General features: G+C 48.8%; 16 protein-coding genes. All 16 read right to left on the minus strand.

The annotated features are described in order from the left end of the window. Nucleotides 1-18: 18 nt before the first annotated feature. The gene (traF, locus tag F0232_RS22945; protein WP_171751002.1) at nt 19-456 is read right to left on the minus strand and encodes a conjugal transfer protein TraF; all 438 of its coding nucleotides are present in this window, start codon (nt 454-456) and stop codon (nt 19-21) included. A gap of 15 nt (nt 457-471) precedes the next feature. Further along, a complete protein-coding gene (traF, locus tag F0232_RS22950) occupies nt 472-1,281 on the minus strand; it encodes a type-F conjugative transfer system pilin assembly protein TraF (RefSeq protein ID WP_171751003.1) in 810 nt (269 codons plus the stop codon). Nucleotides 1,282-1,521: 240 nt separating this feature from the next. Further along, nucleotides 1,522-3,177, minus strand: coding sequence for a type-F conjugative transfer system mating-pair stabilization protein TraN (gene traN / locus F0232_RS22955; protein WP_367613624.1), 1,656 nt, complete (start codon nt 3,175-3,177; stop codon nt 1,522-1,524). A gap of 86 nt (nt 3,178-3,263) precedes the next feature. Then, nucleotides 3,264-3,950 (minus strand): type-F conjugative transfer system pilin assembly protein TrbC, encoded by a 687-nt coding sequence (gene trbC / locus F0232_RS22960; protein ID WP_171751005.1) that lies wholly within the window; start codon nt 3,948-3,950, stop codon nt 3,264-3,266. Between the two features lie 12 nt (nt 3,951-3,962). Further along, a complete protein-coding gene (gene traU / locus F0232_RS22965; RefSeq protein ID WP_216608338.1) occupies nt 3,963-4,943 on the minus strand; it encodes a conjugal transfer pilus assembly protein TraU in 981 nt (326 codons plus the stop codon). Between the two features lie 31 nt (nt 4,944-4,974). Further along, the gene (traW, locus tag F0232_RS22970) at nt 4,975-5,700 is read right to left on the minus strand and encodes a type-F conjugative transfer system protein TraW (RefSeq protein WP_171751007.1); all 726 of its coding nucleotides are present in this window, start codon (nt 5,698-5,700) and stop codon (nt 4,975-4,977) included. A gap of 4 nt (nt 5,701-5,704) precedes the next feature. Beyond that, nucleotides 5,705-6,052, minus strand: a complete 348-nt coding sequence (locus F0232_RS22975) for a TrbI F-type domain-containing protein (protein ID WP_171751008.1) — start codon at nt 6,050-6,052, stop codon at nt 5,705-5,707. Continuing rightward, nucleotides 6,049-8,592 (minus strand): type IV secretion system protein TraC, encoded by a 2,544-nt coding sequence (gene traC, locus F0232_RS22980; protein ID WP_171751009.1) that lies wholly within the window; start codon nt 8,590-8,592, stop codon nt 6,049-6,051. Before traC ends, F0232_RS22975 begins: the two co-directional genes overlap by 4 nt. Before the next feature lie 4 nt (nt 8,593-8,596). Continuing rightward, a complete protein-coding gene (gene traV / locus F0232_RS22985) occupies nt 8,597-8,977 on the minus strand; it encodes a type IV conjugative transfer system lipoprotein TraV (RefSeq protein WP_171751010.1) in 381 nt (126 codons plus the stop codon). A gap of 10 nt (nt 8,978-8,987) precedes the next feature. Next, nucleotides 8,988-10,394, minus strand: coding sequence for a TraB/VirB10 family protein (locus F0232_RS22990; RefSeq protein ID WP_171751011.1), 1,407 nt, complete (start codon nt 10,392-10,394; stop codon nt 8,988-8,990). Then, nucleotides 10,394-11,119, minus strand: coding sequence for a type-F conjugative transfer system secretin TraK (gene traK / locus F0232_RS22995; RefSeq protein ID WP_171751012.1), 726 nt, complete (start codon nt 11,117-11,119; stop codon nt 10,394-10,396). Before traK ends, F0232_RS22990 begins: the two co-directional genes overlap by 1 nt. Next, nucleotides 11,116-11,676, minus strand: a complete 561-nt coding sequence (gene traE / locus F0232_RS23000) for a type IV conjugative transfer system protein TraE (RefSeq protein ID WP_171751013.1) — start codon at nt 11,674-11,676, stop codon at nt 11,116-11,118. Before traE ends, traK begins: the two co-directional genes overlap by 4 nt. Next, entirely contained in the window at nt 11,676-11,981 is a 306-nt protein-coding gene (traL, locus tag F0232_RS23005) for a type IV conjugative transfer system protein TraL (RefSeq protein WP_133991914.1), read from the minus strand. Before traL ends, traE begins: the two co-directional genes overlap by 1 nt. 41 nt (nt 11,982-12,022) lie before the next feature. After that, nucleotides 12,023-12,325 (minus strand): type IV conjugative transfer system pilin TraA, encoded by a 303-nt coding sequence (locus F0232_RS23010; RefSeq protein ID WP_133991916.1) that lies wholly within the window; start codon nt 12,323-12,325, stop codon nt 12,023-12,025. A gap of 174 nt (nt 12,326-12,499) precedes the next feature. Further along, nucleotides 12,500-12,871 (minus strand): hypothetical protein, encoded by a 372-nt coding sequence (locus F0232_RS23015; RefSeq protein ID WP_171350208.1) that lies wholly within the window; start codon nt 12,869-12,871, stop codon nt 12,500-12,502. A 603-nt stretch (nt 12,872-13,474) separates the two neighbouring features. Then, a partial coding sequence (locus tag F0232_RS23020) for an EAL domain-containing protein (RefSeq protein WP_171751014.1) occupies nt 13,475-14,150 on the minus strand: 676 nt, incomplete at its 5' end.

The following is a 14,150-nucleotide window of genomic DNA, read 5'->3' on the forward strand; positions in this document are numbered from 1 at the left end:
CCAGGAGGGTAGGTCGCGTCATTGTAAACTCTCCATTATGGTGACATCGGCGCGCACGGCTTGGTAGCTCTTAAGCAGCTCAGTGTATGGAACATTGCCTTCACTCAAACGCACGTACTTACCATTGCTGACGTTAATTAAGAACGTGGCGGGCGTAATGGCGTGTTTGAGCTCCCCAAAAAACGCGGCGGTGATGTCAGAGGTCGTCGGGATAGGCGTGATGTAACCGGGTATGGGCTGTCCGTCAAAGGAGAAATCGTACACAGGTAATTGGGTGGTTTGCTCCAGTCGCTTCATGGTCGGGGCAAAATGGTGGCACTCAGGGCATTGACTAAAATGGAAGAAGACCAAAGCGTACTGACCTGTCATCACAGGGCGAGTTTGCGCTTGAGCGAATGAGGGTGAGGCGAGCATCATCAGCACACCCAGCAATAACGTGCGAAGGAAAACGTTCATAGGGGGCTCCTTAATTTAAAAGTCGCTGTCTTGATAATCGGTCGCGACGTTGTGAAAGCGAGAGAGCAAGTCTTTTTGTGAAATGAAGCCGTAGGCGAGGGGCTTGAGTGCTTTGGTGTGAACATTAGCCAGCATTAAAGCCGGTGTGTAGCGCACCTGTACACGCCCTGTCTTATCAATACGGTTTTCATTAATCGCCTCAAAGGTCTGACCGTCTTTGCTGATCCCCACCAGTTCGATGTGGTACCGGTGGGCAAAGTCTTGGATGGAGGGCGCCAGAGTCTGAGATAAGGCGTCTTGCCCTTCGTAGATGAAGTAGAGGCCCCAACCTTCTTGCACCAATTGACGCACAGTGGCTTCGTTTTTGAGCTGGAGACCTTGATAGTACGTCGCTCTTGCGGCTTGCTCTGTGGGGCGGTCTTTGGTGTACGAGTATTCGGGGTGTTCGTTGATGAGCTTTTTGAAGGTCATGCCCGTTTGAGTGGTTTTGCCATCGATGAATTTTTTCAGCTTCATCAATTTTAGATTTTTCTCTTCATCGGTTGGGTTAATCGTGGCATCGTTTAACGCTTCCTCAAATGTCCGGTGGAACCATTGCATCTGCTCGGTGGCGCTCATCACAGTAGACACGCTATTGGGTGGCAGGCTCTCCTTTTCTTTGGGGGGCGCTTTCGGCGCTTTGACCTCGTTATACCAGCGCCAGCCTTTGGGGGGCTCATTGGCGAAACTGTGAAAGGCAAACACAGACAACAACATCAACGGTAGGAGGTTGATTATTAATCGATTAACGGAGTTGTTCACCGTTTTTGTGGATATGTCCTTCATGGTGTGACCTCATTACTGCCAGAAACTCAGCATCTTGTGGGTGCGCGTGTGAAATAACATCCAAAGTGTTTCATCATTACCGTGTTTTTGTTGGTGCCTCATCATTTCTTGCTTGAGCTGATGGAGTTGTCGTTTGAACAGAAGATGGCGGATCAGGGTGGTAGCAAACCCGGTTGTCGACAGGGTAGCCACACATAGAGGGAGTAGGGGGTCCATATCATGTCCTCATCATTGATTAAGTTAAGGTCTATAAGCGCTTTGTAATCGCTCTTGGATTTCTTTTGCCGAAGGCAGGTTGGTGTTGCGGTGCATGTCGTCATAAAAGTCCGAAAAGTCGAGGCGTTCAAAATCTATGTTTTGAAGCTGCTCGGGGGTAAGGGCGCCGCAAATGGGGTGTTTGGCGGTTCCCAGACTGATGCCAAGTTGGCCTTTCGAGCCTTGCTCTTGAATGATGCGTGCCAACTTGCTATCAAAGACGCAGTAGGTCTTCTTTTTCCGGATACACGCGCCTAAGACTTTTTCTGCGCAATAACTGCCAAGGGCAATTGTAAGCCCTTGCTCTTTGGCTTGGCCGAGCGCCTTCTCTTCATCGTTGCATTGCGCCACGCCAATACTCGTGCCCCAACCGCCGTCTTTGCAACAGTCGGCAAAACCCAAAGCCGCGTCTGTGCACTTCATGCCTTTGCCTGTAAATATCATTGGTGGGTCGCCAAGACCGTCAGCGGCTTCTGCGAGGGCGGCCAAGGCTGAGGTGCTTTCATTAAAGCGGTTTGAAGTGGTCTCCATCGCTTCAAAGCAATCGCCATCCAGACAAAAGCTCTCTTCTCCACAGGTTAATTGAGTGGCACTGCAGCGCCGCTGTGGGCAAGACTTTTTGATTTTCTCCTCAATGCACACACCGTTTTGCTGGAGGCTGCAATGGGTCGAAGTCGTGGTGCAATCGGCGGGCAGGGCGTTGCACGTATTGGGTCGAGTGCATTGGTGGTCAACCCGATACTTCCAGCAATCAAGCGTGGTCGGTATGCCATTAATAGTCCGAGTGGCTCGACCTTCAATGCATTGCTGATGAGTGACATGGCACGAGTTCATCAGGCGGCATTGTGTTCGCCAGGTTATGGTGTTCTTGATGCAGTTCCCGCCGGATAAGGTGAACCCGTTTGAGCAGCTCAAGGTGGCTTTCATTGTTTGTATGGTCGGTCGACAAATTTGGTAGCGTTTATCCCAGCCCGTCCCTCTGTGACACCCCACATTATCGGTCTTTTTTAAAGCGCCAAATGTGAAGCCTTGGTTCGGAGAGACACGTTTTCCATCCCACAAATACGTGGCTATGTCTGGTAAAGAACACCCCCCGTGCCCGCCCAATTGACTCACGTAATTGTGATTATCGTATCGGCACTGTTGGAGGGGGCGTTGGCAATCAATCCCTTGCTTTGTCCAGCCGGATGGACAGCGGTAGATCACCTTGCTGGTGACCACGGAGGCGACGGGGACTTTGTCACACGGGACCGGATTGTGAGTCGGTCGGTGACATTGCTTTGCGATGTTATCAATGACGCATTGCGTGGCGTTGTCACAATCCACGTACTGATTAGACTGACCATGACTGATTTCATAGGCGTTCTCAATGCCAAGGGTGGCGAATCGATATGTGTCATCATTGGGGTCAATGGTGGCACTGTTATTGTTAAACCCATCTTGTATCGCTTGGGCGTGTTCGTTGCTGCCAAACTCCAATGTGGATTGGTTTGTGATTTGTGCGTCAGTCATCCCAGCTTCATCAGGCTGTCGGATTTGGCTTTCACACCCTGGATTATTGTCGCTGCAGAAGTCGGACAGGTTAAGCGTCATCTCTGAGGGGGTGTAAGCCTCATTTTGGGCGTTTTTCGCCCATTCCACGTTGTCGTAAAACGTGTTTTCTTGTGGGTCGGCAAGGGTAGGAAGGGAGAAGAGAGCGGCGCTGAAAGAGAGCAAAAAGGGCGTATTCAAGGGGAACTCCTATTGAGCACTTGTTTGGCGATGTGTCCTACATCGCCTTGGCTTAAAATCGTTAATGCGTTGGGAAGGGCAAGGTTGCCGTGAACCATGTCGTAAGCACTTTTCGGGCAAGACGTTTCATTGCACGCGTCTCCAATCGCCACAAACACGGGGACATGAGTGATGTTAAATTGACGAAACCACTGTGGGCTGATGGCAAAACCGCCCTTAATTGCATCTCCCTCGTCGGACGCTTCTAACAAATCCATGATTCGAGAGGTGGTTGGGACCATGCCTTCGGGAAGCACGCCTCGTATGATGAGAGGGACTTGATATTGCTGACTTTGTTTGAGGAGCTGTTTGAGCGCGTTATCAGGCATGGAAAGCGACACAAACACCATCACACCTTGCGCCTTTTTGTTTGGATTTTCCTGAGGCCCCCCAAGCACACTCGCGAGCGGCGAGTCTTGCAACGCGTTATCGAGGTGTTGATTCATCGACAACGCTTCTTGCTTATGTTTTTGACTCCGCTCTAGGAGGGGAGCCAGTTCAGTGTGATTGGCTGGCGCTGCAATGGTCTGCTCTTGCTTGGCAAGGGCTTTGAGCTCTTCTTGTGAGTAACCTACTTCGGCCAATGCAGGAGGGCTAACCAGCAGAATAAGTAGTAGACAAGAGGCTCTTGGGCTAAATGACATCGTCTCGTTTCCTTATAAAAATACGCAGTTACGTTTACGCCAGTTCACAAAGCCAAAGTTTCCTCCAGTTATCGGGTTGTCTTTGCCTTGCTCCCAAAGTGACGACGTTGTGCCGTAGGGATAACAGTGAGCGGCATCACTAATCGGTGCCGACAATTGATAGCGATAACGACTTTTCGGCAAGATAGGCTCTGGCCACTGATAACAGACCGCGCCATCCTCGCCTCGTGTTTCCCATACAATGCCTTGCCTGTGCATTTTAAAATTAAAACGCTCTAACATCAGTGTTCCAACTTGAGGGCCGGTATGAGAGTAAGCGCTGTTACCGGTTAATGGGTAGACGCTGCCTTGTGAGCCTAAACACCAGAAAAGCGCATCAAAAGGCAAAACGCGCCCCGTGGTGGTCGCCATGGCTTCGGTGATACAAGAGAGCTGCGTGGTGGGGTGGCCAAATAAAATGGCTTCGGGGTTAAGAATGAACGACATCTCATCATCACCCCAAAAGGGATCAAGCTCGGTGAGGTAGGCCACATCGAAATTATCCGTGGCCATGCAGGCCGCCGACTGCATCAGTTGTAGCCAATAAATCACCGGATATTTGTACCAATGCACATGATAAAAAGCATTGCCACTGGTTTTGGCGCTTGAGTCGTGCTGCGAGCCTCCTATTTGTTGGCTCTTGTCATGACTCAACTGCATCCCCATGTTGACCATACAGTAGGGGACTCGCGTCACGTCCACCAAGGAATACGGCTCCCAATACCCGATGTTTAAGCCAATTTGCATAAAAATGGGCGGGGGTTTTGGACAGTAGGAGATAGGCATGCTTGGGTTGGCGGTGTCAGGGTATGAAGAGCTAATGAGAGGCACACTGCCCAGTGTCATAGGAAATAGGCAGTCCCAGCAAATATCAGACAATGGATTTAAAAAATGCCCCGTGCAAGCGGCGGATTGAGATTGGGTTTGCCAAGGAAATAGGAACAAACCAAGCAGTAATAACCCATGGGATCTCACGTTTTTCTCCTTATTTTGTTGTCGTCTCACTCTTGTTCATGGCTGAGGTGAATGGCGTCACATCGACCTCTGTGATCTTCCACCGCGCTCCGTCTTGTTCAATCAGTGAAGGAATGTGTGAGAGTTGAAATTGACGGCTGTAGTGACCTTGTTGGTCAAAATAAATTCGGGCGTCAAACTCCTTGGCGACGTTTTCTGGACTGCCGTTGGTGAGGGTCCATTTTATCGGCTTATCTGCGCGGTATTGTTTAGCCCAAGCGCGCTGTCTTGGGTCGTCACCATCAAGAAAGACAATCACATACGAGTAATCGAATGAGTGTTTGGGAATATCGATTGGCCAAGTGTCGGTATCAAAGGGGTTGATGACGAGGCCTTTGGCATAAAGGAGGTTGCCTTGTGCATCTTTGATATCAGTGGCCAGCTTTAATGATGGGTCGATGTAAAAGGTGTTGGGCGCGGTGGTGGTGGTCAACCCTTCAACGGGAGGGGGTCTTCGCACGCTATTTTCTACGCTCTCCATAAATTGCTGCTGCATCTTTGCCGTTTCTCCCGTGGCTTCTAAGTGTGTCAATCGGCTGTTGATCCATTGCAACATGTCGACTTCTGCGATGGGAAACAGTTCGCCTTGACGGCCGAACTGTTGACCAAGCGCGGTGGGGGCGAGGGTAAGTAAGGTGACACTGATCACTTTTAAGAGTGCGGTGGGTGTGATGGATGAATGACCGTGAACAATCATAAGCTCATGACTCCTTTTTAAGCGCCTCAATAACGTAATGTTGGATCTCGGTGGTTCTATCTGGCGCGCCGCTGATGAGCGCACCTGGCACGAGGATCACGAGGTGGTGCGCTTGTGCGTATTCTTTCAAGAGTCGCCTGAGTTCCGTATCAAAGGTCGTCAGTTGTGCACTGTGCTCCTGATCGCCGAGATTGGCTTCAATGAGTTGGTCTTGATATTGCGATAAGGTTTGTTCGATATCGAAGACCACGATTTGAGGCGCCGTATTGAGCTTGATGGCTATCAGGGTGAACATCGTTAACGCTATAGCCAACAAGGCATAGACAAGATAAGTGTGACGAATGAATTTCATTTGGGCTCCTTGCCATAGATGAGGGTATTAAAGGTCTGAATTTCCTTTCCGTAAAAATGCTCGGCGGTTCGATTGACGGCTTCCATCAGTGATAGGCCTTGGTTCATCAAGTTTTCACAGTATTCAAATTCATGCGGCTCTGTCGAAAGGCACGCACGAGTAAAAGGATCGGCAAACAAGCGATGAAAGGTCGTGACATTGCCGGTTTTTAGCATGACAGAGCTGTAACCGGCGATGGATGACTTTTCAAAACTCTTGATGACAAATTGCTCATAGGGTGAAAAGTGTGAAGGATTGTCTTTGATGAATTTCGCCAATCCACTGCCTTGACGCAGAGTGATGTGAATGTCGGAGTTATTGAAGGCGGCAAGCGCTTCGGGTGTGCTGTAAAAATCCTCAATCCCTTGCGTCACGGTGCAAAACGATCCCCCAAATTTTCGGGCGGTGCGATAACCGGTATTGATGAACTCTTGGGCCTGCGCATTAGAGCCGGCCATCAGAGACCACGCTTCTTCAATGATGCACATCTTCGGCGTGGAACGAGAGCCGGACAGGTACATCTGCTGAGTGATGCTCGACATCAGCGCAAAAATCACCGGTCGCATGATGTCCGAGGGAAATCCGTCCAGTTCAATGGTGGTAAAGTGGACATTGGGATCGAGCATGGACGGTTTATTGAAAGTGTCTCCGTAGATCCCCTCTGAGCGGTATTTATTCAGTTGCATGGCGATATCGGAAAGGCGGCGATCACCGCCTTGTTTTTCGGCTGCCGCAAACAGCGCTTCTTGCACATGGTCAACCAACGTCTCGCTTTTGTGTGCCTGCCAAGCCGTAATGATGCAATCCCCGAGGACCGATTTTTCAAAATCTCCCATTTCGTGCGTGGGGCAGGCCATGGTCGCAAAGAGTCCGGTGATGGTGTGCAGCGTTTCCTTGAGAGGGTTGACCTGTTCGCCTTTCTCATCGGTATAGTCATCGCCCATAGCAATGCGCTCTAGATGAGTAAATGGATTGAGGTAAATCTTGTCAGCCGTCATATAGCGGCCGCCAAGCATCAAGGTGAGCTTTTTAAAGCTCTTTCCTTTGTCTAACGCCCAGATTTTACCGTTCATGGCAAAGAGGGTTTCGGCGAGCTTTTGCACAAAAAAGGATTTTCCTGCCCCGGAGCCTCCGGTCAGGGCGATGTTGTAGTTATCTGACCCACAATTAAACGGATTAAACCAAAAGGCTTGTTGGCGCATGGTGGGCAGCATCATGCCGCCACTGAAATTCTTTACGTCCATCACAAGAGGTAAGAGGTTGGCCACATTGCCGGTTTTTACGGTTTGAATACGCCCAGCACGGTCGCAATCGGTCCAAAAACCATCGGTCATCATGAACGGTAAGGTTGTCATGAGCGCTTGGCTTTGCAGCATCGAGACGGTTTGTAAATCAATCCCGCCAGAGCGAAAGGCGTTAATGGCCGTGGTGCGGTGCAGTCGCTCGGATTTTTTGTTGGTGAATAACGTCAGCGTCAGGTGCATGTAGGCCATGCTGTTGATGCCATCCGACATTTCATCTCGAATTTGCTCGCGTTCGGCCTGCTCTTTCTTTGCTTGAGGAAAGAAAAATGCCATCGGAGACTTGAGCGTTTTTTCCAACTCTCCAATGCGTCCGCCATTTTTAGTCGCAAAACTGCCCGATTCTTGATGGCGAAAATTGAGGGTCATGAGGTGTGGACATTGCACATTTTTGGCCACGCTCTTTAAGGACGCAAAACAATCGGGCAACGCGTATAAGCGGAAAGTGCGAGGCGTGCTGCGTAAGCCTAAGGAAATGATCCGTGAGGTCACCGTTTGATGTTGGTGGTTACTAAAGCGAACGTCGGTGTAATGTCGGCGCGTTAAAAACTCGGTATCAGGCGAGAGGGCTTGTTTGTAGAGCAACGCTTCGGTGGCGTATTCAGATTCGCGAGGGGCCGTTTGTGTGGGGTCAAAATTAAGAATGCCTTCGACGTAGTTGATTAAGCCTTCGGGCATGAGCGGCGTGAGCTCCAGTCCAATTTGGGATAAAGAGGTGGTGAGTGCCTCTTTGCAATCCAACACCTGGTCAACATCGTCCGTACTGGAGACAAACAACCACGCGGTGTAATCTTTGATGTCAAAGTAATGCTTCTGACGATGAAAAAAGCCGTGGTGAGCCGCAAAGTTGGCGTAATCGGCTTCTTGTTTTGCTAATTCACTGCAAATGCCCGTACGAGCGGATTTCAACGCGGCATTTTGCTCAATCAAATGACTCACACGGTTGTGGCCCATCATGGAAACATGGTAATCCCATTTATGGCCAGCCGGTAAATCCATGATGAGACGGTTAAACGCCTCCACCATATCGTCATTCGCCCCCGCTAAGACGCTCAATTTGAAGCCAAATCCGACGCCTTTTCTGTTATGAAAGAGGCCGTGCTCCGCATCAAAAGTCCGGTAAGGCAGTTCAGAATGTAGGTGGTTGTATTCACGTTTGGCTTCTTGATAAAACCCTTTTAAATCTTTTGATACGCCCATGGCGTTAATCCTTCTTGATAGCCTGAACAGGGCGACCTGTCCAAGTAGACTCGTCTAACACAATGTAAATATCCATCGTGTCGAGGTAAGTGGTGGTGTCATCCGAAGTAAAAGGAAAAATCACCACCTTCCGAACCGTGTCTTGGGTTCGCACAGGATGGCCTTCACGTGTGCGTCTTGGCAGTAAAACAAAAGGAGGCGAAGCCAGAACGTTTGCCTCGATGATGCGTTGTGAGGTTGGGTGAGTTGAGATATTTCGAATTTCATCCATACTGGTGCAACCGGGTGTTCCGCCGATTTTTTTGCAGCTGAATTCGTCTTGAAAGCCCGCCGAGCAGCCGGCGAGGGCGCTGATAAGCAGCGCGGTGAAAAGCTTGATAGTCATAAAGCCGACCTTAATTTAATTGTTGGTTAACTTCTGCCGCAAGAGGGTTGAGGGTGATGGTTTCTAAAAGGGTGTCCGGTTTTGCTTGCTCTTTTTCCTGACGATCAACATAGCGTTTGATCGCCTCCTCATCATCGAGAGGGAACCCTTTCGTAAAGACGATATTCACGATGCCCCCTGGATTGATTTCGATGAAGGGATGGTATAACTCGGCTAAGGCAATGTAGTAGTCCGAAAGCTTGCTCCCTACTTCTGAGGTGGCATTGCCCAATAAACTTAATCCCACATCTTCGCTGTTGATGCTGGACGTTGAGCCCAGCGCTGAGGTCGAGGTGGTGCTGGCCAATCCCGCTCCCGTCTCTCCCAAGCCGGTTAAGATGCCTGAGATCCCCGCCATTTGGACGATTTTGCCGTTACGTAAAATCGAAGTACCACGGATGCCATTGCGACCAAAGTTAAAGACGGTGCCTTGTACAGGAAGGTCTAAAATGCGACCGTCCCGAATACAGCTGAGGGTGTGAGTGCGGGCCACGCCACGACTCGAAGAGAGGTCGCCGTATACGCTTCCAATGATGGTGCAGTCTTTGAGGTGGCTCTTTTCTCCATTGGGCAACACGCCTTCATGCACGGTTTGAAACACGATGGGGGCGGTGTCACTTTGGCCGAACGCCCCGGCATTGGCATCCGCGCCACCGGTGATTTTGGCGGTCACAAAGGTGCCCGATGGGACGTAATTGTCAACGGTGCGTTGGTAGGCTGACTCTGAAGAGGCTGTCCAAAAAAAATCAAACGAGTCAAACGCTTGTCCTTGGTCATCAAACGAGGCCTTATCGGCGTTGCTGTATTGAAAGCTCTCTTTTTGCAGATCATGGGTGGCGTAAGAGGGCAAAGGTTTGGGAGGAAGAGGGCGCGAACCAAATGGCGCCGGATCTCCCATGACGGTCAGGTGACTGGCTTCCTTCGAGGCTGACGCTGGGGGTGATGGCAAGGCGACGGTGCGCTGCGCTTCTTGATTATTGCGTATTTCAGCGCGTAAGGTTTCGTTCTCTTTTTTCATTTGTGCGAGCGTATTTTCATTGCTCATTATCAAACGCTCGACGTCTCGATTGAGGTTTTCCATCTTCTCTTTGACGTCTTCAATGTCTTGACCTTGTAAGGTCAAGGCTGAGCGGTTGTCTTTGTCGGTAAAATCATCAGTAATGATTTCCCCAAAATTGGGGGCTGACTCAACGACTTCTTGCGCAATATCAAGCGAGGAACGAGGTTGTTTAAAGGCTTTAAATGCAAAAAAAATCGCGACCAAGAGCGCAAGGGCCAACAAGCTGAGGATTTGGTTGCGTTGCTTACTTTGCTTATTGGCATTGACGCCATCCTCTAAGTCCGACTCTCTTAAAAGCCACTGTTTAAATCGTCTCATTAGAGTCCTCCTGTGATGATGTACAGATGGGTGGATTCACCTGGGCTCAAGGTATAGCGATCAAGCGAGGCACTCCGGCTGGCGTAACTGTAAAATTGCGCCTCAGTAAGGGTGACGGTGTCACTGGATTGATTTTTAACTTGATAAATAAGCCCGGAGAAAGGGCGACCAACAAACAGGGTTTGCGGAATAATGGCCAGTGGTGACGTGTCTTTAGGGAGTGTCTCTGGGTCTATAGGATGAACGCGAAAACCTGGGATAGGCGTTTTTGAGCGTTGCCAATGTATCATTTGTTTGGTGAGTTGCCCCAAGGCCAAAGGGTATTCGAGATCTTTTTCAAAGACACTTTTCTTTGCGGTAGAGCGAAGTGAAATAAACTCATTGACCACCGCAGGGACCGCTTTAGGGTTGATAAAAAGCGAGAAATTTTGGCCTTTTTCTGTGGTGACGTGCGCGGTAAAAGGCAAGGCGATGTTGAGTTTTACGCTAATCGAGCCCGATTGGTCTCGTTGATTGGCTTTAGCGAGACAAAACCCTCTAGGGCAATGAAGGTTGACTATCTTGTCGTCTTTCACCACTAAACGGTTGGTGTTGACCGAGGATAAGGGCAACACAATGGTGTCATTTTGCTCAAAATAGTAGGTTTTTGCGGCAATCGTATTGGCGTAGCTGAGGATGGGGGAGAACAACAAAGTAGCAACAATAGAAATGATGCGTGTTTTCATAAGGGTACCTCTTGAACGATGCTGTGAAGTTCAATCAAGCCACTTGAGTAATCGGCCTGGAGTAAATAGGTGACGGGCTCAGGGTTGAGTGCGCGTCCCGCGATGGTTTTGTTGAGCGTGCCTTTGACCCGTATTTTCATTTCATTGAGACTGATAGACAGCGTGTCAACTTCAAAAAAACTGGTGACGTCGTTCTCGATGATAAATTCGGCTTCTCGTATTAACTTGTCTTGTAGGCCGCTCCAGTATTTAGGCGGCACGTACGTAATGAGTAAGTTGAATTGACGTTTAACGTTAGAGGGCGTGACATTAAATTTTAGGTGTATCCACCAATCGGCCATCATAGAAAGGTACGCTTCATCAACCGCATCGCTTGAGATCGTAAACGCTCGGTCGATATGAGGTGGCACGACGGTGCGCTTTTCCGCTTGGCTTTGATTTAATAAAGCAAAACTCAACCCAGCGACTCCTAAGGCGGTGATCAACACCACCGCGGTGAGGACGTAATTGATAAAGCGAGCCGCTTTAAGCGCCTCGCCGTTATGTTCATTGAGCATCAGTAAATCCAATATTTTTTTGTGGCGGAGGGCGTGCGTTTAAAAATGGTTTTATTCGCCGTGTCATCCCCATACCAGTGGATGAAGTGAATGATGAATTTGGGGCCGTGTCGGACTTTTAAGCTGCGAATGGTGAGGAAAAAGCCGATACACACGGCGACTGCGACCAACCGATTGATGTTGAACAACATCAAAAACAACAAGATAGAAGGGAGCATTTCATCGATTGGAAATCCGACTATTTTGACGTCGGTTTGTAAGTAGTTTGGAAAAGTGAAGAGGGTTTGTTTGTCTTGATGATCCATGGTGAAATAAGGCGAATAGTTTCGCGCTCTCCTTATGTGGTTTATAAGCCTACAAACCCTTTACCGACTTCCCAGAACACCACGCCAACGAAAAAACCGATGATGCCACCCACCCAGTTCTTTTGCATGATGCCCACGATGATGCCGCCAATTAGGCCTGCCACCAGAATGTAGAACTCGCCAGAAGACCCCGTTCCGACCGTGTTGGTTACGGTATCTTTACCACTGGCAAAGAGGTCATTGGCGTAAGCGGGTGATGCACAGGCAAAGTAGACGGCCAGGAGCGTACAAAAGTGACGCCAATACGTGAGAGGGCAGTGAAAGCGTGATGTTTTATTTTTCATTTGGTTACCTTTAAACGTAGATAAAAGGTGCACGACGTCGCACCGCCTATATTAAAAGGGGTCTCGTGCATCTGGTGGATTGAAAAATGGACGTTGTTCGTTCGTCAGACTTTTGGGCAGGTTTTAAGTCGCATGAGTTAAGATGTTGCCGTTGAGCCCCATGGCGCTTCTTGATTACATTAAAGGCAACAAGGAAGCGTTTACATACTTCAGACCGCGATTGCGACTGACGTGTTGTTTCCAATTTTTAGGGGTCATGATCGTGTTCTTGAGTTTACGATAATGTTTTTTGCGAGCATTTTTTGATGGTGGTGGCGTGAGTTGACGGACTGATTGGGTGTGTTTTTGAACCGAAACGAAATGAACGCCCTTCCAATAGAAAGGAAAGGGGAGGCGGTCAGTAAAAGGCAATAAAGCAGCAAATGCCATGTATTCACGCCCGACCGAGCCCAGTACTTTGAAGCTGACAAAATCACCTTGTTCAACAAAGCGGTCCAATAAACTCCCCGCCTCATCTTCACGACAATATCCGTATACAATTTGCATTATTTTAACTCCTTTTAAGGACATTGTTTTGCTCTTTTAAAAGAACAAAACAATGGGCTCTCTCTCAAGAGCCGTGCTACAAACTGGCTTGTGTATTCTTGTAGTAGAATACGCACACCCAAAGGGTGTGGTGTCTGGTATTCCCAAGTAACTCTGTTGAACCACTCAACCAGCATGCTTAATTGAGTAGAAAAACAGCCTTGGACGTCGCCCCAGATAAGGCTCCTGAACTTTTTAGGCATATTACGCAGGCCTGCGCCCATCGGCGGCGCTTTTTGCAATAGTGAAGGCAGCCACTCTTACGGTGATGCGGGTGTTGGTATGCAGATGGAATAAAAAGCCGACGAATGTGTTTTTCGACTTTGAGTTCAAAGACTGCGATATCAACGTAGTCAGTATGAATCAACATGAATGGGGAAGACAATGTTTGAATACATCGGAAACGCACAAGGGACTTGGTGTTCGATAGCTCGTGAAAGAACGGAGCAAAAGGGTTTTCTGAAGAACATGCTCTGATGTTTAAGACGGGAACGGTCCGCTATTCTGCTTGAGCTGCAATAGGCTAAACCAGAAGTACTAGCCACAGCATCTTTTCGTTGTGGACTAAGGTAAGCTTAATGACGTTTTTGTGAGCGTCTCACTAACCCGCTCGTGAGTATAACCATGAGCTAAAGCCCAGCGATGGAGATCTTCAATCGGCATAGGTTTGGCGTAATAGTAACCTTGATGTTGAAAGACGCCTCTTAATAAAAGCCCTTTAGCTTCGAGTTTATTTTCAACCCCTTCCGCTACTAGATTGAGCTTTAATTGTTTAGCCATCTCAATATACCCATCGAGAACAGCGGACTTTCCTTCATCAATGGACCGTGTAAACATTTTGTCTATTTTGATAGTGTCAATATCGAAATAATGCAAGTAGGAGTTTCCGCCATAACCAGTACCTGCATCATCAAGGCTTATTTTAAGTCCTAATGTTTTGAGTAAGGCGATACGCTGACTGGCAAACGACAAATTTTCAATCGGTTGACGTTCTGTTAATTCAAGCGTCAGTTTGGAGTAGTCGTGCTGAAACCGCTTTAAATAGTGGTAAAAATCGTCATTTTGGAGATGCAGAGGCGTGATGTTGACACTGCAATAAAACTCGGAATTTTGACTCATCAAAGACGATAAGTCTTGGTAAATGGTTGTAATGAGATTCTCTGTTGTTGGAATGATCTCCCCACTTTGCTCTAGATAATGGATGAACTTGCTTGGTTCTATGACACGGCCATCAGAGGGA

The organism is Vibrio sp. T3Y01, from assembly GCF_013114525.1.
In the GTDB taxonomy this organism is placed as follows: domain Bacteria; phylum Pseudomonadota; class Gammaproteobacteria; order Enterobacterales; family Vibrionaceae; genus Vibrio; species Vibrio chagasii_B.